The organism is Arenibacter sp. F26102, assembly GCF_023015865.1.
GTDB lineage: Bacteria > Bacteroidota > Bacteroidia > Flavobacteriales > Flavobacteriaceae > Arenibacter.
Genome location: NZ_JALKBC010000016.1, coordinates 92375 through 110234 on the forward strand (window position 1 = coordinate 92375; position 17860 = coordinate 110234).

Genomic DNA, 17860 nt, shown 5'->3' on the forward strand with positions numbered 1-17860 from the left:
TACTTAAACATGAGAACCAAAGTCCTTATGGTCTGCTTAGGGAATATATGTAGGTCGCCATTGGCCGAAGGTATTCTAAAAAGTAAACTGGATGAGGAATCTTTTTATGTAGATTCAGCTGGCACCGCTAGTTATCATATTGGAAAGAAACCGGATAATCGCTCTATATCAATAGCAAAAAGATACGGGATCGATATTAGCCTGCAACGTTGTAGGCAATTCACCTACAACGATTTTAACGACTTTGACCTGATTTTTGCAATGGACAGAAGTAATTATGAAAACGTAATTGCCCTCGCCAAAAACAAGAACGAAATAGCAAAAGTGAATTTATTACTTCATAAATCAGATATAATCAACAAAGAAGTCCCAGACCCCTATTATGGAGGTGATGATGGTTTTGAGGAAGTTTATCACTTAATAGATTCGGCATGCAACATCATTGCCAAGGATTTAATGCATAAATAATGTAATACCTATGGACCAAACAATGGGCAATATTGGAAAACTATATTTAATCCCAACCACCTTAGGCGACAATGAACCCTTGGAGGTATTACCTATATCCATTAAAAGGACTATTGAAAATATTGACCATTACATAGTAGAAAATGAAAAAACTGCTAGGCACTTTATAAAAAAAATAAGTTCTAAAAAATCACAGCCTGGTTTACACATTAACCTACTCAACAAATTTACCGAGCCAGAAATTCTTCCAACTTTTTTAGACCCTTGCTTTGAAGGATATAATGTAGGTATATTATCGGAAGCCGGTTGCCCAGGAATAGCAGATCCAGGTGCCGACATTGTTCGTATTGCACATGAAAAGGGAATACAGGTAGTTCCTTTGGTAGGCCCCTCCTCTATTCTATTGGCGCTTATGGCCAGTGGTTTAAATGGCCAAAGCTTTGCCTTTAATGGATATTTGCCCATAGAGTCTGGAGAAAGAAAAAAAAGCATCAAGAAGTTCGAGAAATTGTCCAGAGACAACGATCAATCTCAAATTTTTATTGAAACACCCTATAGAAACGACAAACTGCTAACTGAATTAATAAAATCTCTTTCCCCACAAACATTGGTTTGCATTGCCTGCGACATTACCTTGCCTACAGAATTTATCGCGACCAAAAAAGTGGCGGATTGGCAAAAAACCACCGTTGACCTACATAAGAGACCCACTATTTTTATAATTCACGCATAAAAAAACCCTAACAATATTGCTAGGGTCTTTCCATTTTCATATTTATAAACTCTCTATATTCTTGGATTTCTTTTGGGCGTTACATGGGATATGTCGTAACCAGAGAATTTTCTGATGTAATACGAAACCGATGAACCAAAGTCATCATCCACATTTAATTCCCCATAAGACCGTAAGTACTTTTTTACATTCCCCGCTCCTGCCAAATGTGCAGCAGCCAATATACCCGATTCCGTAATCTCCTGTCCATTTATTACCACGCCAACAAAACGTTTAATATCCCTTCTCAATATCCATTTATTCCTGGAAAGGTTGGTATGAAATACCCTTTCCTGTAGAACTGGATCGTTTAGAAATAATGTAGCATTGTAAACACCTAGCAATTCCAGTGTACCAATACCAAATTGATACTTTCCTAAATAACCCAGTGCATTGGTAATAAAATAATTTCCTTGAGATTCCTTAAAGGCTAATGCCTCTTTAAACCCATTGTAGGATGTTCCTAAAAAGGGTGGCGCAGCCATAGTCGTTGTTAAATTAATTTTGTGTTTGGGATACAAAACTTCGGTAGGTCCGTTTACTCTAAAAGCTTCGGGAATGACCATTTTAACTGGTTTAAACCCATAACTAACAAGAATAAAAATCATGATAACGGGGAACAAATAACTTGTCCACTTTCTCATATATTTGTTTTCTTAAGACTTACAACCAAAAAGGGTTTGCTTAAATTTCACTTTACAAAGATATGCCCGATTTTTATAAACAGACCCATTTTAACGCAACTTTGTACAAAATGTTATAAATATTGGATAAATGACACACAAATAAGGACCATTGGCCTACCTATTGATCTTTTGACTATTTATCCACCGGACATACTGCTCTTTATTGCGGTTATGTTGCGCCAATGTCTTCGCAAACTTGTGATAACCAAAGTTTTCCACATTGGCAACAAAGTAAAAATACCCGTGCTTTTCTGGATTTAAAACAGCATCTATGGCGGAAATATCGGGCATGGCGATAGGCCCAGGAGGCAAACCAGCAACCTTGTAAGTATTATAGGGAGAGTCCAATTCCAAATCCTTATACAACACCCTTTTTATAACAGTGTCAAAATTACCTGTATGCCGTTTTATGGCATAGATTACAGTGGGATCTGCCTGAAGCATCATTCCTGTTCCCAATCGGTTAAGATATACCCCGGCTACCCTTGGTCTTTCATCTACCTTTGCAGTCTCCTTATGTACAATGGAGGCTAAGGTAATCACCTCAGAGGAAGTTAAGCCTAAAGATTTCGCCTTTGCTTGGCGATCATCGGTCCAGAACCTAGTATATTCCTTAAACATCCTTTCCCTAAATCCCTCAGCGGAAGTATCCCAAAAAAACTCATAACTGTTGGGGATGTACATGGACAGTGCGGTCTTATCATTAAAACCCTTGGTACTTAAAAATTCTTGGTCCATAAAGCTTTTTGCCAAAGTTGTACTATCCGCTTCAATCTGAATAGATATCCTACCCGCCAAATCTGCCAAGGTTTCCTGATTGTTAAAAGCAACCTTGACAGGGATATTGCCACTTCGCAAGGAATTTACAATATCGTTATTGCTCATCCCCTTTTTTATGGCATATTTGCCAGCCTTTACATTGGCACTATAGCCCTTTTTATCGGCAGCGGATTCAAAAGTGTTCAAATCCTCCAAAAGAGGCTCCATAATCTCCTTTACTTGTTCAAAGTTTGAATCCGAAGGGATATAGACATAGGCCACCTCATTGCTAAATTGGGTATTTGGAATAAAAAAGGCGCTGTAAACCATATAGGCGAAGGCACCCCCGACCAACATTCCTGCAATAACAATAATCAGTAAAATTTTCTTTATATACATTAGCTATATATCTTTTGAAACAAGATTTCATTTTTAAAAGTACCGCCGGAGTAAATCCAATCCTTTTTTATCCCAACTTTTTCGAATCCCAGTTTAGAAAATAAATGTATACTGGGAGCATTATCCTCCAATACATTTGCGTAAATCTGTCTCATACCCAATACGGAAAAGGTATATTTGGAAAGTATATCAATAGCTTCAGCACCAACACCTTTATTTCTTTCACCTTTGCTACTCACAATAATTCCCATACCTACCCTTAAATTCTTTGGATCAAAATCAAATAAATCAATTAAACCAAGCACAGTCCCTTCTCGATTGCAAATGCACAACCGCAATTGCTTTACCTCATAAATGTCCTTATGCACATTTTCCAGATAAAGTTTTAATACATGTTTGGAATAAGGCGTAGTGGTCCCACTTATTTCCCATATTCCAGGATCGTTCTCCAATTGATATAGAAAATCCAAATCTTCCGGCTCCAAACCTCTTAAATATATCTGTTCACCTTTAAGACTCAACATCTATCCCTCCTTTAAAGACAAGTTGCGCAGGACCAGTCAACCATATATTGTCATACCCATTTTCATTGTTTTGAAATTTCACTTCCAGATTGCCACCTGGAGTTACTATTTTTACAATATTACTTTTGGTTTTACCAGAATGGTTCATTGCCAGGGCAACTGCAGTAACCCCTGTTCCACAGGATAAGGTTTCATCCTCCACTCCACGTTCATAGGTCCTAACATTAAAGGTATCCTCACTGGCCTGACCCACAAAGTTAATATTACTGCCTTGCTCGCCATATAGCCCGTAGCGCAGCTTTTCACCTTCCTTACGAACATCAAAATCTTTAAGACCCTCTACCAACTGCACGTGGTGGGGAGAACCCGTATTTAAAAACAAGGAATTGGCTTTTTCCTTTATTTCATTTACATTCTGCATTTCCAATCCAACAATTCCATTTTCTATGGTAGCATTATGAAGTCCGTCTACCGCCATGAATGAGGTGTTTTTATCCACAATCCCCAAATAATTGGCAAAGGCTACGATGCACCTACCTCCGTTGCCACACATGGTACTTTGCCTACCGTCTGAATTATAGTAGACCATTTTAAAATCTGTTGTCTCATCATTCTCCAATAAAATAAGTCCATCGGCCCCTATGCCAAACCTTCTATCACATAAAAATGAGACTAGTTTAACATTGTCCTTTGGAAACACATCCTGGCGATTATCGATCATCACAAAGTCATTTCCCGTACCTTGGTATTTATAAAAATTTAATAGCATATCGTAATTTATACGGCAAAGATATAATTTTATTAAGGTTTATTTATCAGTTAAAAACTCGTTAAAGCCAAATAATTGCTATGGAATTATGTTAATTTTACAAGAGCAAATTAAAAAAATGTCTTTATGAAGAAATTTGGAAGTTTATTATTGGTCTCTGTTTTTGCAGGTGCTATTACTTTAGGTGCTTACAAACTTTTTTTAGAGAAACCTAATTACGCAGTAATTCAGCAAGAAAACGGGGCGAAGATGATTACATCTAGCTACACTCCAACCTCTGCCAAGGGTTCAGGTATTAACGAGGTAGATTTTACCATGGCTGCGCAGAATACGGTAAATGCAGTGGTACACGTTAAAAATGTTACCGTGAGCAAAGGTCCCTCCAGCATTATGGAGTACTTCTACGGTTACAGTGGTAGTCAAACACCTCAGGTGGGTACCGGTTCTGGAGTTATCATCTCACAGGACGGCTATATTGTGACCAATAACCACGTAATCTCCAATGCCGATCAACTGCAGGTAACTTTAAATAATAATAAGACCTATAATGCGGAGCTTATAGGAACCGACCCTAATTCTGATATTGCCCTGATAAAGATCAATGTGGATCGACAATTGCCTTATTTGGCTTTTGGAGATTCGGACAATACAAAAATAGGAGAATGGGTCCTAGCTGTTGGGAATCCATTTAATTTAACTTCTACGGTTACAGCTGGTATCGTTAGTGCAAAAGCTAGGGCATTGGCCAGTTTAGATCAATCGTTTATACAAACTGATGCCGCAGTAAACCCGGGAAACAGTGGCGGTGCCTTGGTAAACACCAATGGTGACCTTATTGGCATCAACACTGCAATCACCTCCCAAACAGGTTCCTATGTGGGATATTCCTTTGCGGTACCCAGTAATATCGCTAAAAAAGTGGTGGAGGACATTATGGAATATGGCAATGTACAAAAAGGTATCTTAGGTATTAATACCGTCCCAATGAATAGTCCTTATGCCGTGGAAAATGGCATTAACGAAATTGATGGGGTTTATATAGCCGGTATTGAGGAAGACTCGGGCGCATTTGATGCCGATTTAAAAGAGGGTGATATTATAAAAAACATCGACAATGTTGAAATTCACAAATTCGCAGACCTAATAGGATATATATCTTCCAAAAGACCGGGAGACGAACTTTTGGTCACCGTATTACGTGGTGAGGAGCGCATGGAGTTCCCTGTTATGCTTAAGGAAAGGCAAACCATAATTATCCCTGTATTGGGCTTTGAGGTTAAGAACTTGACAGAAGATGAGAAAAAAACTTTTAAGACCAAGAAAGGTGTTAAAATTATTGGAGTCCCTGAAACGTATAGAAATTATGGTTTTGAAGGAAAAGTTTTGCTTTCTTTTGGGGATGAGGAAATAAACAATATACAGGATGCCAAAAACAAGTTTGGCAAAATCTCTAGGTATGATAGAGCAAGTATTACCATGTTGAATAAAAAAGGTGAAAAAGAGCGATTGATAATTCAATAATACCAACAGTTTAATAGAGCGCCCCGATCGGGGCGCTTTTTTTATGCTTTTATTTTTTACGAAAACGTTTGAAATCAATAATTTTACTCTAAATCCAACAAATCCACAAAAACCTATGAGCCCTACAAAATTATATGAAAAGGAATTGGCCTTCCAATCGGACAGACGAAAGGCAACAACCGAATTCATAAAAATTGCCAGTGATTTATGGTACGACAAATCCATTGAAATAGTACTATTTAAAAATCAGGTTATTGACAAGAACGTGAGCGACATTATAAACCTGCATGAGTATGCAGGCGAATTTGTTCAAAAACCAATTTCGATTTTCGATTCAGTCGAAATATTGAGAACTATTAACGACATACAATTACCTCCTTCCAAATTGGACATCGGAAAACTCACTTATGAATATCATTCTGAGGACAATATATATAATGATGTAAAGGAATTTGTCATCGACAAGCTGAAAAGTGCCAATTCCAGGGAGGAAATAATACCCAAAGATGTGGTGCTATATGGTTTTGGAAGAATTGGCAGATTATTGGCACGTGAATTAATGGCGAAAACAGGCAAAGGGAATCAGTTGAGACTAAGAGCTATTGTTACACGCGGCGCCATTACGCCGGAAATTTTGGAAAAGAGAGCTAATTTATTAAGGACCGATTCCGTTCACGGACAATTTATGGGAACTGTGGACATCGACTATAAAAACAAAGCCATGTCCATTAACGGCACTACCGTACATATAATTAATGCGGAATGTCCGGAGGATATCGACTATACACAATACGGAATTACCAATGCCCTGATCATTGATAACACAGGAGCCTTTAGGGACAAAGAAGCCTTGAGTCGCCATCTAAAATCCAAAGGGAGTGATCAAGTGCTTCTTACCGCCCCCGGGAAGGAAATCCCCAATGTTGTTCATGGGGTTAATCACACCGAATTTGACCCGGACACTATAAAAATATTTTCTGCCGCCTCGTGCACCACAAATGCCATAACCCCTATATTAAAGGTAGTGGATGATTCTTTGGGAATAAAAAAAGGACACATTGAAACCATTCACGCATACACCAATGACCAAAATTTGGTAGACAATATGCACGGAAAATATAGACGAGGTAGAGCGGCTGCTCTCAATATGGTCATTACGGAAACAGGTGCAGGAAAGGCTGTTGCCAAGGCCCTTCCCAAGTTGGCCGGCAAATTGACATCAAATGCCATTAGGGTACCAGTGCCCAATGGTTCTTTGGCGATTTTAAATTTGGAGATAATAAACAAAACTTCAAAAGCAGCATTGAACACCATAGTTAAAAAATATGCCCTGGAAGGCGATTTGGTGGAACAAATAAAATATTCCCTAAGCAATGAATTGGTTTCAACAGACATTGTTGGCACATCCGCACCCGCTATATATGACAGCACGGCAACCATAGTTTCGGAAGACGGAAATAATTTAGTACTTTACATCTGGTATGATAATGAATTTGGATATTCACATCAAGTAATACGTCTTGCAAAGTACATAGCCAAAGTTCGCAGGTATACATATTACTAAAATTTTAGGTGAACATAATAAATTGTAAAATAGTTGGTTATTCTATTAAGCCATTGCTACGTTCTAATCCATTTTTTTTTAATTATGGGAATATTGAAGTACTTTAGCCCTCTCTAAATCATTATTAACAATAAGAATTACATAAATGAAAATTTCGAGAATACTCTTTATCGTAATGGCTCTATTGTCATTTAACCTACACTTTGCACAGGAATCCGATGAGGATGATAAACTTTCCTTGGACGAAGGCCCTATTAGCTCCCAATTTGAATATATCTCCAAAAAATCCGGCAATTATAGAGCCGACGGTGTAAGATATGAGGTTGTAAAAGAATTTAATTTGGCCAAATTAAGGCAGAACGTACTGGATTCCATTAATGCCTTCAATAAAAAGGTGAATGAACTCAACGGTACCATTGCAGGTCATGTTGCAACAATTGAATCGCTTAATAAAAAATTGGAAGAGACCACCAATAATCTATCCTCCGTGACCGAGGAAAAAGATAGCATGTCATTCTTAGGAATTCTGGTTGCCAAAAGCACTTACAATTTTATCCTTTGGACCATAATCGCTGGCTTACTGCTGTTTCTGTTATTTTTTATATACAAATTTAGAAATAGCAATATTCTTACACAAGAAGCTAAATCAACACTTGCAGAGGTTGAAACGGAATATGAGGACCACCGAAGAAGGGCATTGGAAAGGGAACAAAAAATTAGCAGGCAGCTTCAGGACGAAATCAATAAGCACAAAAAATCCAAATAATATAAAAAGCTCCTTTTTGGGAGCTTTTTTATTAAATTAAAACAAACGAAGGGAACACCATAGACCATAACTGCACTTTGCAAAATATGCGCTAATGGGTTAATTCTACCATTTTTAATCAACAATAAAATTTAGCGTTCACTTTTTTCGCAGTTGACTATCATTATCACCCTTAACATAAAATCATAATTTGGTTGATTCATATGAATAGTGCATTCTATTATTTATAGCCCTTGACCATAGTATCCAAAAAAGGATAGGTAGGTTTTAAAAATGAATGGGATTGCGGCTAATTTTACTACTTTTGAACCCGCCCTGAAAAAGCATTAATTGTTATTGATTTTACCCATGCGAATAGATATAATTACCGTATTACCAGAATTACTTAAGAGCCCATTTGAAGCGTCCATTCTAAAAAGGGCCATAGAAAAAGGCATTGTTGAAATACACATGCATAATTTGAGGGATTATACGGATAAAAGTTACAACCAGGTAGATGATTACCAATTTGGAGGTGGTGCCGGCATGGTTTTGATGATCGAGCCTATTGACAAATGTATTTCCACATTAAAAAGCCAGCGAGAATATGATGAGGTAATTTATATGACCCCGGACGGGAAAACTTTGAATCAAAAGATGGCCAATGGGCTGTCTTTGTTAAATAATGTCATTATTCTTTGTGGCCATTACAAGGGAGTGGACCAGCGGGTAAGGGATTTGTTTATTACCAAGGAAATATCTATTGGCGATTACGTTTTGTCTGGGGGCGAATTGGGTGCAGCAGTATTATGCGATACGGTTATACGACTAATCCCGGGAGTGTTGAACAACGAAACCTCTGCCCTAACGGACACATTTCAGGATAATTTGCTTGCCCCACCGGTATACACCAGACCTGCTGAATACAAAGGCAATAAAGTCCCCGATATACTATTGAGCGGAAACTTTCCAAAGATAGAGAAGTGGCGTGAAGACGAGGCATACAAAAGAACGGAGAAGCTTCGTCCCGATCTGCTAAATGAATAGTTGTTCCACTAAAATTATTGACCAAAATAATATAAAGGCTTTATTGATAAACGTTTAAAAAAAATTTGATCCCCGCAGACGGTGATAAATAAACAAAAAAAGAGCTGACTATTTTTGTTGGATATTAAACATAAAAATCACATAATCACTTGTGGATTAATAATAATGTATTATTTTTGCACTCCATTAAATCAACCTCTGACGATAATCGTGAAAGTTGGTCTAAGTAAACAATAATTAAATACAATGGAAGAGTTATTAAAATTTGTAGAAAACGAATTTATTCCGAAAAAAGATTTTCCAAAATTTTCAGCAGGAGACACTATAACGGTGTACTATGAAATTAAGGAAGGTGAAAAAACAAGAACACAGTTTTTTAAAGGTGTTGTTATTCAAAGAAGAGGAACAGGTGCAACAGAAACTTTTACAATACGTAAAATGTCCGGTACCGTTGGTGTAGAGCGTATATTCCCAATTAATATGCCTGCTTTGCAAAAGATAGAGGTCAACAAAAAAGGTAAAGTACGTAGATCACGTATTTTCTACTTTAGAGGTCTTACTGGTAAAAAAGCTAGAATTAAAGAGGTTCGCTCTTAAAAAGCATACTGAATATAGAAAAAGCACCCTTGCCTTTGGCCATAGGGTGCTTTTTCATTTATAAACAATTGTTCAAAACAAAAGTTCACAAGGTGTTGATAATAAATTTCTTACAAAACTTGCTTATTAATTAAAATTTTTCTATTTTTAAGATGTGGCTGGTAATTCGTTACACGGATTAATGAATGTCACATAAAGTTTACGTTCTTTATCTCATTGTTATTAGTCCTTTTATAGTGTTTAACATTATAAACTGCAATCAAACCATTTATTTGCTTCAGTAAGTCAATGGGATTGTAAATATTTTGATATTGCTAATGTAAGATCTAGGTTGTACGTTAAGAATACCAAATATTTAAACATTGAGGAGAAATATCTTTGTTACTTAGTTGAATGATTAAGTACGAAATGTTTCAAACGTTGAAATAGCGACGCAAATGCAATCAATGGTTGCCGTTTTGTAATAAGCAGAACAACAAGTTTGTAAACTATTTCTAGAAAGCCATATCAAGGTAATTTTACAATGATATGGCTTTTATTTTTGATATAATTTCAACTTCAATATAAAGAATATTACCTTCCCTGCTTTTCTACATATCATTTAGGCAATAATAGATCCATTCCATGTTTATTTGGCATTTTTAAAATTGTATATTTGCTCCGCTTAAACTTAAAAATCTTAATTATAATGCCAAAAATTTTATATACCAAAACAGACGAAGCCCCTGCATTAGCAACACAATCATTTCTACCCATTATTAAGGCATTTACAAAAACAGCTGGAATAGATGTCCAACTTAAGGATATTTCCCTAGCAGGTAGAATAATTGCTGTGTTTCCAGAATACTTAAAAAAGGAACAGCAAATTTCGGACGATTTGGTAGAATTGGGGAATTTGGCAAAAATGCCTGAAACCAACATTATAAAACTTCCAAATGTAAGCGCATCCGCTCCTCAGTTAAACGAGGCCATAGCAGAATTACAAAGTAAGGGATATAACATTCCAAGCTATCCGGATAATCCTAAAAATGATGTTGAGAAGGATATTAAGTCTAGGTATGACAAAATAAAAGGAAGCGCCGTAAATCCTGTTTTACGCGAAGGGAATTCCGACCGTAGAGCTCCAAGAGCTGTCAAGAATTACGCCAAGAAACACCCGCATTCCATGGGTGCATGGAGTGCAGATTCCAAAACACATGTGGCTACCATGACCCATGGCGATTTTAAATCCAACGAGAAATCTGTTACCCTAGAGGCAGCTACCTCCGTAAATATAGAACTCACTAAAGCAGATGGATCCAAGACTTTGCTAAAGGAAAATATTAAACTTCTTGAAGGCGAAATAATAGATGCTACTGTACTGAGCAAAAATGCCCTAATAGCATTCCTACAAGAGCAGGTAAATGATGCCAATGAGAAAGGGGTTTTGTTTTCCATGCATTTGAAAGCTACCATGATGAAGGTTTCGGATCCCATCATATTCGGCCATGCGGTAAAAGTATTTTTTGCCGAAGTATTCAAAAAACACAGTAGCACATTTGACAGAATTGGTATCAATGCCAATGATGGCCTAGAAAATTTACTAAAAAAAATAAAGAGTCTTCCCGATTCGGAAAGACAGGAAATAGAGTCGGATATTCAGGATACCATTAAAAAAGGTCCAGCATTGGCAATGGTCAATTCGGAAAAGGGTATTACCAACCTACATGTTCCCAGTGATATCATTATTGATGCTTCAATGCCGGCTATGATACGTAATTCTGGTAAAATGTGGAATTCCGATGGAAAAGCTCAAGATACCAAAGCTGTAATCCCGGATAGTAGTTATGCCGGAATTTATACCGAGACTATCAACTTCTGTAAAAAACATGGCGCCTTTGACCCTACTACCATGGGGACAGTACCCAATATAGGATTAATGGCCCAAAAAGCCGAGGAATATGGTTCCCATGACAAAACTTTTGAAATTAAAGCTAAGGGTAAGGTTTCCGTAGTGGACACTGACTCCGGCAATGTTCTAATTGAGCACAATGTAGAGGACGGAGATATTTGGAGAATGTGTCAGGCAAAGGATGCACCTATCCAAGACTGGGTTAAACTTGCCGTTTCCAGGGCCAGAGCCACCAATATACCTGCCATTTTTTGGTTGGACAAGAATAGGGCACATGATATTGAATTAATTAAAAAGGTAAATACCTATTTGGCCCATCATGACACTACTGGATTGGATATAAGAATAATGTCTCCAGAAAAAGCGACGGTCTTTACATTGAAAAGATTAAAGGACGGTAAGGATACCATATCGGTTTCCGGTAATGTCTTAAGAGACTACTTAACCGATCTTTTCCCCATTTTAGAAGTGGGTACCAGTGCTAAAATGTTATCCATTGTACCCCTTATGAACGGTGGCGGACTATTTGAAACAGGTGCTGGTGGCTCCGCTCCCAAGCACGTGGAACAGTTTTTATCCGAAGGCCACTTAAGGTGGGACTCTTTAGGTGAATTTTTGGCCCTTGGCGTTTCTTTGGAATTTTTTGGCGAAAGAAACAGCAATAAACAAGCAATGGTCCTTGCCGATGCCCTGGACAAGGCTACGGAACAGTTTTTGGAAAACGACAACTCCCCTTCAAGAAAAGTCGGCGAACTGGACAATAGGGGAAGTCATTTTTATTTGGCTCTTTATTGGGCAAATGCCTTGGCTCAACAAAATAAAGACCAAGAACTCAAATCAATTTTCACCCCTATTGCCGAAAAACTTTCCAATAAAAAGGATGAAATATTGAAACAGTTGAATGATGCACAAGGAGCACCCGTCAATATTGGAGGTTATTATTTGCCGGATGCCGATCTTTTAAGTCGGGCCATGAGACCAAGTAAAACATTCAATTCCATTTTGGAAACCATATAAACATATTTTTCCTTTATTTCCAAGGCCTTTTCATAAATTGAAAAGGCCTTTTGGTTTTATGTAATTACAAACTTTTTTTCAACAAGAAAATTATCAATACTTTTAGGGAAAATTGCTCTAAATGGGAAAGAATCTTAATCTGCCTTTATATATTTTACTGATATTTTCCATAAATACATTTTCCCAGGAACGGTTTACACTCAGCGGTACAATTACTGAAATATCCAGTAACGAAACACTGATAGGAGTCACAGTTGCGGTGCCTTCATTAAATACCGGTGTTATTACCAATGAATACGGCTTCTATTCCATTACTTTACCTAAAGGAAATTATGAGATTCAAATAAGCTCGTTGGGCTACCAAGATATTATCAAAAATATTGACCTTTCCGTAAATCAGAAAATAAACTTTCAATTACTTGAAGTTGCTGAGCAATTGGAGGAAGTTATCGTAACGGAAGATGTGGAAAAATTGAATATTCGCAAACCCCAAATGAGCGTTAACTCCCTTTCTGCAGAAACCATAAAAAAAATACCGGTTATACTAGGGGAAGCAGATATTATTAAGTCCATTCTCCTTCTCCCAGGAGTAAGCAATGCCGGTGAAGGGGCCTCAGGATTCAATGTAAGGGGAGGCGCTGTAGACCAAAATTTAATTCTATTGGACGAGGCTACCATTTTCAATTCCTCCCATCTATTCGGTTTTTTCTCAGTTTTCAACCCGGACGCCATAAAGGATGTAAAATTATTCAAAGGGGGTATCCCCTCCCGTTATGGCGGTAGGCTTTCCTCGGTATTGGAGATTTTTCAAAAAGAAGGTAATAGCAAAGAATTAAAAGTTAACGGTGGCATTGGTGCTGTTGCAAGTAGACTTTTGGTAGAGGGCCCCATAATTAAGGACCAAGCCGCCTTTCTTATCGGTGGCAGGGCATCCTACGCCCATTTGTTTCTTCCGCTTTTCGACATAGATAATACGGCGTATTTCTACGATTTAAATACGAAATTAAACTTCAAGCTAGATACGCGTAACAATATTTATTTGTCTGGATATTTTGGCAGGGATGTCTTTAGCATAAGTGATAGCTTTGTGAACACCTATGGTAATGCCGTACTTAATTTCAGGTGGAACCATTTATTCTCGGACAAACTGTTCTCTAATCTGTCTTTAATATATTCTGACTATTACTACGGATTAAAACTGGATTTTGTTGGCTTTAAATGGAATTCGGGAATTCAAAACTTTAATCTGAAATACGATTTCAAACATTATTTGAGCAATACTTTTCAAATAAATTACGGCATCAACAATATTTATTATCGCTTTAATCCAGGAAAAATTGAACCCAGTGATTCGGAATCGGGAATTATTGAAAATCAATTGATTCAAAAATATGCCAATGAATTCGCCATATATATAGATATTGAACAGGACATTACTGAAAAATTAAGCTTACAGTACGGATTACGTCTCAGTAATTTCATACGCTTCGGACAGGATGAACTCAATGTCTATGAAAATAACAATCCAGTTTATTATGACCCCTTCCTGCAAATATATAAAGAAGCTGATCCGGTAAGCGTTATGTACCCGAAACGCAGTGAGAAATTAGCGACCTTTAATAATCTGGAGCCCCGTTTGGCATTGGCCTATACACTTAACCCAGATAATTCCATAAAAGCTAGTTACACAAGATTGACACAATATCTACACCTGCTTTCCAATACAAGTTCCCCTACCCCTCTGGATGTTTGGACTCCAAGCGGGTCGTTTGTAAAACCACAATTATTGGATCAATACGCATTGGGTTATTTTAAAAACTTAAAAAACGGGGACTATTCCTTGGAAACAGAAGTTTTTTATAAGGACATTCAAAACCGTATAGACTATATAGATGGCGCCAATTTAATTGCGAACGATGCAATAGAGCAGGTTATCCTGAACGGCGAAGCCAGGGCTTATGGACTAGAGTTGCTTTTAAGAAAAAACCAAGGTAGGTTCCAAGGTTGGCTGGCATATACCCTTTCCAGGTCGGAACAAAGGACCCCAGGCAGAAATGCATCGGAGACCGGGATTAATTCAGGAAATTGGTACAACACTCCCTACGATAAAACCCACGACATTTCTCTATTTGTAAATTATGAATTGAATGAAAAGTGGAGTTTTAATAGTAATTTTGTATTTCAGACCGGCCAACCCACCAATTATCCAATAGGCCAATTCGAATTCCAAAATTTAGCTGTGCCTTATTATGGGCTAAGAAATAAGCAGCGATTGCCCGCTTATCACAGGATAGATTTTTCGGCAACACTTACACCAAGGAAAAACAAGGGAAGAAAGCTTAAAGCCGAATGGGTTTTTAGTATATATAACCTTTATAATAGAAGAAATGCAGCTTCGATCGGATTTAGTCGCAATGGGGACACTGGGGTAAATGAAGCGGTCCGAACCTCAATTTTTGGATTTGTACCTGCTGCCACCTATAACTTCAAATTCTAATAACATGAAGAACATCTTATTTTTAATTGTTTGTTTTTTGACTTTTGGTTGTCAGGATGTAATCGAGGTAGACCTACCTACCGAGGAGCCAAGATTGGTAATTGATGCTTTGATCAAATTGGAAGATATGGATAACCCATCGGTATTGGTCCAAATAAAGGCCAGTTTGACCAGTTCGTTCTTTGAAGAGGTGCAACCAACCCAACTGCAGGAAATCACCCTAAGGAATACCGAATCAGAGGCTGAATTAATCTTAATAGAATCTATTCCAGGTACTGGTGTCTATGAAAACGAATGGGATTTGAATGAGTTGACCCAAGGAAATCTAGAACTCCATATTAAGCATAACAGTCAAACCTATTCGGCCAAAACCAAATATGTGCCAGCTGTTCCCATAGAATCCTTGGAACAAGGAACAACTACCCTTTTTGGGAACGATGAAACAGAAGTAGTTGTTACCTTTACCGATAATGGTGAACGGGATGATTTTTATTTGTTCGATTTTGATTTTGGTGAGTATTTGGTCACCGAAGATGAATTTTATCAGGGCAAGCGATTTCAGTTTTCGTTTTTTTATGACAGCAAGATAGAGGACGAAAGGGAAGTCATAATTAGTATATTAGGGATAGATAAGGATTTTTTTAATTATATGAATCAATTAATTTCTCAGAGTGGACCTGACACTGGACCATTTAGTACTCCTGCAACCACAGTTAAGGGAAATATTATTAATATTACCGGCAATAGTGATAGTTCTATTGGAAGTGAAACTCCTTTCGCTTTGGGATATTTTGCCGTGTGCCAGACTTTTTCGGATACCCTTTTGATAAAAAAATAATCCATTTATATAGTAAAGTCCCCAAAATGAAACCTATGAGAACAAACAAAGCACTATTATTAAAAGGACTAAAATATATAGCCTATACCATTGCCCTCATGTTTACGGCCCCTGTAGTAATTTATCAGGCCTTTAAAAATCAAGGTCATCCCCTTTATTGGCCTGTCCTGATTATTGGTCTAATATTGGCAGTTGCCGCCATTAGCCTTGGCTTTTATAGTATGAAATTAATTATGGATGCCCTGTTCAACAAGGACAACAAACAAGATTAGTTTTTGCATACCCTTTATACCATAAGGCTTACACCTCTTTTTTTACCCAGACTAGTTTGAAGTTCAGTGCAAAAGTATTCCAATACCCCATTCATAGTTAATTAATCCTTTTCTTTATCAAATTATAACCTAATATTAATCGTTCCGATCTTCCAAGGAAAATGGTTATTTTCGTATTTAAAAATTAATTCAATGACCTTATTTGTAGATATGGACGAGGTGTTTGCCGATGCGTATATCGCACACATAGCACTTTACAATGCGGAATTTAATGAAAACCTTACCGAATTGGACTGCATGGGCCGGGAGGTTTGGCAAAGTGTTCCCGAGGAACGACAACTTAGCGTAAGAAACCATGCTAGGACAGATGGATTTTTCAGAACACTGGAGCCGATCAAGGACAGCAAAGAGGTTATAAAGGAACTCTCTTTGAAATATGATCTTTACGTAGCCTCTGCCGCTATGGAGTATCCCAATTCATTAAGGGAGAAAAGTGATTGGTTGGATGAACATTTTCCTTTTATACATTGGAGAAATCGTATTCTCTGTGGTAGTAAGCATATTCTTTCCGGAGATATTTTAATTGATGACCGCAGTTACAACCTGGAACATTTCAAGGGAAGAAAAATACTGTTTACCTCCCCTCATAATATACACACCACAGGATATGAACGTGCCGACAATTGGTTGGAGGTAAGAAAATTACTGTTGTAAGTGTTTAAAGTTCCTAGGATATAGGAAATGTGACAATTGTTTAATGTAACAATGTACCGATTGCTTAATGTACAAATGAATTAATGCAACAATTGGTTAATTTGAAAATATAACAATTTGGAGATTTTGAAACGTAATAATTGTTCAATGTAACAATTTATCAATGAACCAATTAAGGCAGCCTACCGTTACAAGTAAAACGGATCAAGAATAAAACTTGGGTCTAAAGTGAATAATTTATTTCTTTGCGCTTTAAATTTAATGGATGGACAAAGGAACCGATTTATCGTTATTGAGCTTATTTTTACCAGAGGGATTACTCGACTTTTTTGATATCGTCGGCTTTGAACAAAAGCCTATAAAGAATCCCTTGTACGACAATCGGTTGACTGTATTTCTGGAGGAGAAAAAGCAGGTGCCGGAGCGTTACAAAGATCACACCTTTAAGGCCAGTGGCTTTATGGAGCCCAGGGTCATCGATGATTATCCGATCCGCAGCAATTTGGTCAGCTTGAGCCTCAAGCGCAGGCGCTGGGATGTCCTGGTGGATGGAAAGTGGACCAAGGTAAGCCGTGATTGGGAGGACTTTATCGCACAGGGGACCCGCATGTCAAAGGAGTTCGCTGCTTTTTTAAAAGAGATCAACGGATAATACGGCCCTGAGCGGCCAACAACTGGGGTCTCTCTTCGGGGTAAACGGCAAGAAGCTCCAGCGACAGTACAAAAATTATATGAGCGATTTTAAGGACTGGGAGCAAAAGGGACATGCCAAACAATGGC

At 37.6% G+C, this 17860-nt stretch carries 17 protein-coding genes; 13 read left to right on the forward strand and 4 right to left on the reverse strand.

The genetic code is table 11. From position 1 onward, the window contains the following. Positions 1 to 9 precede the first annotated feature (9 nt). Both MWU78_RS18995 and MWU78_RS19000 read left to right on the forward strand, forming a co-directional pair. Complete coding sequence (locus tag MWU78_RS18995; protein WP_247000745.1) at positions 10 to 468, forward strand: low molecular weight protein-tyrosine-phosphatase; 459 nt, start codon at positions 10 to 12, stop codon at positions 466 to 468. A 10-nt stretch (positions 469 to 478) separates the two neighbouring features. Continuing rightward, complete coding sequence (locus MWU78_RS19000; RefSeq protein WP_247000747.1) at positions 479 to 1201, forward strand: SAM-dependent methyltransferase; 723 nt, start codon at positions 479 to 481, stop codon at positions 1199 to 1201. A gap of 53 nt (positions 1202 to 1254) precedes the next feature. On the opposite strand, the gene MWU78_RS19005 is transcribed toward MWU78_RS19000, so the two are convergent. The 4 genes from MWU78_RS19005 to dapF form a co-directional block, all read right to left on the reverse strand. After that, a complete protein-coding gene (locus MWU78_RS19005; RefSeq protein WP_247000749.1) occupies positions 1255 to 1884 on the reverse strand; it encodes a hypothetical protein in 630 nt (209 codons plus the stop codon). Between the two features lie 156 nt (positions 1885 to 2040). Next, complete coding sequence (mltG, locus tag MWU78_RS19010) at positions 2041 to 3084, reverse strand: endolytic transglycosylase MltG (RefSeq protein WP_247000751.1); 1044 nt, start codon at positions 3082 to 3084, stop codon at positions 2041 to 2043. Next, positions 3084 to 3608 carry a GNAT family protein gene (locus tag MWU78_RS19015; RefSeq protein ID WP_247000753.1) on the reverse strand — a complete coding sequence of 175 codons (525 nt, stop codon included), beginning with the start codon at positions 3606 to 3608 and terminating at the stop codon, positions 3084 to 3086. The genes mltG and MWU78_RS19015 overlap by 1 nt, the downstream gene beginning before the upstream one ends. Beyond that, positions 3595 to 4377 carry a diaminopimelate epimerase gene (gene dapF, locus MWU78_RS19020; RefSeq protein WP_247000755.1) on the reverse strand — a complete coding sequence of 261 codons (783 nt, stop codon included), beginning with the start codon at positions 4375 to 4377 and terminating at the stop codon, positions 3595 to 3597. Before dapF ends, MWU78_RS19015 begins: the two co-directional genes overlap by 14 nt. 126 nt (positions 4378 to 4503) lie before the next feature. On the opposite strand from dapF, the gene MWU78_RS19025 reads away from it, so the two are divergent. The 11 genes from MWU78_RS19025 to MWU78_RS19075 all read left to right on the forward strand — a co-directional run bounded on the left by MWU78_RS19025 (position 4504) and on the right by MWU78_RS19075 (position 17732). Beyond that, positions 4504 to 5898 carry a trypsin-like peptidase domain-containing protein gene (locus tag MWU78_RS19025; RefSeq protein ID WP_247000757.1) on the forward strand — a complete coding sequence of 465 codons (1395 nt, stop codon included), beginning with the start codon at positions 4504 to 4506 and terminating at the stop codon, positions 5896 to 5898. A gap of 115 nt (positions 5899 to 6013) precedes the next feature. Further along, positions 6014 to 7462, forward strand: a complete 1449-nt coding sequence (locus MWU78_RS19030) for a glyceraldehyde-3-phosphate dehydrogenase (RefSeq protein WP_247000759.1) — start codon at positions 6014 to 6016, stop codon at positions 7460 to 7462. A gap of 145 nt (positions 7463 to 7607) precedes the next feature. Beyond that, entirely contained in the window at positions 7608 to 8228 is a 621-nt protein-coding gene (locus MWU78_RS19035; RefSeq protein WP_247000761.1) for a tRNA (guanine-N1)-methyltransferase, read from the forward strand. 348 nt (positions 8229 to 8576) lie between these two features. Next, positions 8577 to 9254, forward strand: a complete 678-nt coding sequence (trmD, locus tag MWU78_RS19040) for a tRNA (guanosine(37)-N1)-methyltransferase TrmD (RefSeq protein WP_247000763.1) — start codon at positions 8577 to 8579, stop codon at positions 9252 to 9254. A 246-nt stretch (positions 9255 to 9500) separates the two neighbouring features. Beyond that, positions 9501 to 9851, forward strand: a complete 351-nt coding sequence (gene rplS / locus MWU78_RS19045) for a 50S ribosomal protein L19 (RefSeq protein WP_103440983.1) — start codon at positions 9501 to 9503, stop codon at positions 9849 to 9851. A gap of 688 nt (positions 9852 to 10539) precedes the next feature. Continuing rightward, positions 10540 to 12759, forward strand: a complete 2220-nt coding sequence (locus tag MWU78_RS19050; protein WP_247000765.1) for an NADP-dependent isocitrate dehydrogenase — start codon at positions 10540 to 10542, stop codon at positions 12757 to 12759. Positions 12760 to 12880: 121 nt separating this feature from the next. Beyond that, positions 12881 to 15256, forward strand: a complete 2376-nt coding sequence (locus tag MWU78_RS19055; RefSeq protein WP_247000767.1) for a TonB-dependent receptor — start codon at positions 12881 to 12883, stop codon at positions 15254 to 15256. 4 nt (positions 15257 to 15260) lie between these two features. After that, positions 15261 to 16094: a DUF4249 family protein gene (locus MWU78_RS19060; protein ID WP_247000769.1), complete on the forward strand. Its 834-nt coding sequence runs from the start codon at positions 15261 to 15263 to the stop codon at positions 16092 to 16094. A gap of 35 nt (positions 16095 to 16129) precedes the next feature. Then, positions 16130 to 16366, forward strand: coding sequence for a DUF6095 family protein (locus tag MWU78_RS19065; protein WP_247000771.1), 237 nt, complete (start codon positions 16130 to 16132; stop codon positions 16364 to 16366). Between the two features lie 192 nt (positions 16367 to 16558). Continuing rightward, positions 16559 to 17080 carry a 5'(3')-deoxyribonucleotidase gene (locus MWU78_RS19070; RefSeq protein WP_247000773.1) on the forward strand — a complete coding sequence of 174 codons (522 nt, stop codon included), beginning with the start codon at positions 16559 to 16561 and terminating at the stop codon, positions 17078 to 17080. Positions 17081 to 17345: 265 nt separating this feature from the next. Further along, positions 17346 to 17732, forward strand: coding sequence for a hypothetical protein (locus MWU78_RS19075; RefSeq protein ID WP_247000775.1), 387 nt, complete (start codon positions 17346 to 17348; stop codon positions 17730 to 17732). The last annotated feature ends 128 nt before the right edge of the window (positions 17733 to 17860 follow it).

Bases quoted from the DNA above. Each gene is read 5' to 3' on its own strand.
- MWU78_RS18995 (WP_247000745.1), top strand. From the start codon at position 10: ATGAGAACCAAAGTCCTTATGGTCTGCTTAGGGAATATATGTAGGTCG.
- MWU78_RS19000 (WP_247000747.1), top strand. From the start codon at position 479: ATGGACCAAACAATGGGCAATATTGGAAAACTATATTTAATCCCAACC.
- MWU78_RS19005 (WP_247000749.1), bottom strand. From the start codon at position 1,884: ATGAGAAAGTGGACAAGTTATTTGTTCCCCGTTATCATGATTTTTATT.
- mltG (WP_247000751.1), bottom strand. From the start codon at position 3,084: ATGTATATAAAGAAAATTTTACTGATTATTGTTATTGCAGGAATGTTG.
- MWU78_RS19015 (WP_247000753.1), bottom strand. From the start codon at position 3,608: ATGTTGAGTCTTAAAGGTGAACAGATATATTTAAGAGGTTTGGAGCCG.
- dapF (WP_247000755.1), bottom strand. From the start codon at position 4,377: ATGCTATTAAATTTTTATAAATACCAAGGTACGGGAAATGACTTTGTG.
- MWU78_RS19025 (WP_247000757.1), top strand. From the start codon at position 4,504: ATGAAGAAATTTGGAAGTTTATTATTGGTCTCTGTTTTTGCAGGTGCT.
- MWU78_RS19030 (WP_247000759.1), top strand. From the start codon at position 6,014: ATGAGCCCTACAAAATTATATGAAAAGGAATTGGCCTTCCAATCGGAC.
- MWU78_RS19035 (WP_247000761.1), top strand. From the start codon at position 7,608: ATGAAAATTTCGAGAATACTCTTTATCGTAATGGCTCTATTGTCATTT.
- trmD (WP_247000763.1), top strand. From the start codon at position 8,577: ATGCGAATAGATATAATTACCGTATTACCAGAATTACTTAAGAGCCCA.
- rplS (WP_103440983.1), top strand. From the start codon at position 9,501: ATGGAAGAGTTATTAAAATTTGTAGAAAACGAATTTATTCCGAAAAAA.
- MWU78_RS19050 (WP_247000765.1), top strand. From the start codon at position 10,540: ATGCCAAAAATTTTATATACCAAAACAGACGAAGCCCCTGCATTAGCA.
- MWU78_RS19055 (WP_247000767.1), top strand. From the start codon at position 12,881: ATGGGAAAGAATCTTAATCTGCCTTTATATATTTTACTGATATTTTCC.
- MWU78_RS19060 (WP_247000769.1), top strand. From the start codon at position 15,261: ATGAAGAACATCTTATTTTTAATTGTTTGTTTTTTGACTTTTGGTTGT.
- MWU78_RS19065 (WP_247000771.1), top strand. From the start codon at position 16,130: ATGAGAACAAACAAAGCACTATTATTAAAAGGACTAAAATATATAGCC.
- MWU78_RS19070 (WP_247000773.1), top strand. From the start codon at position 16,559: ATGACCTTATTTGTAGATATGGACGAGGTGTTTGCCGATGCGTATATC.
- MWU78_RS19075 (WP_247000775.1), top strand. From the start codon at position 17,346: ATGGACAAAGGAACCGATTTATCGTTATTGAGCTTATTTTTACCAGAG.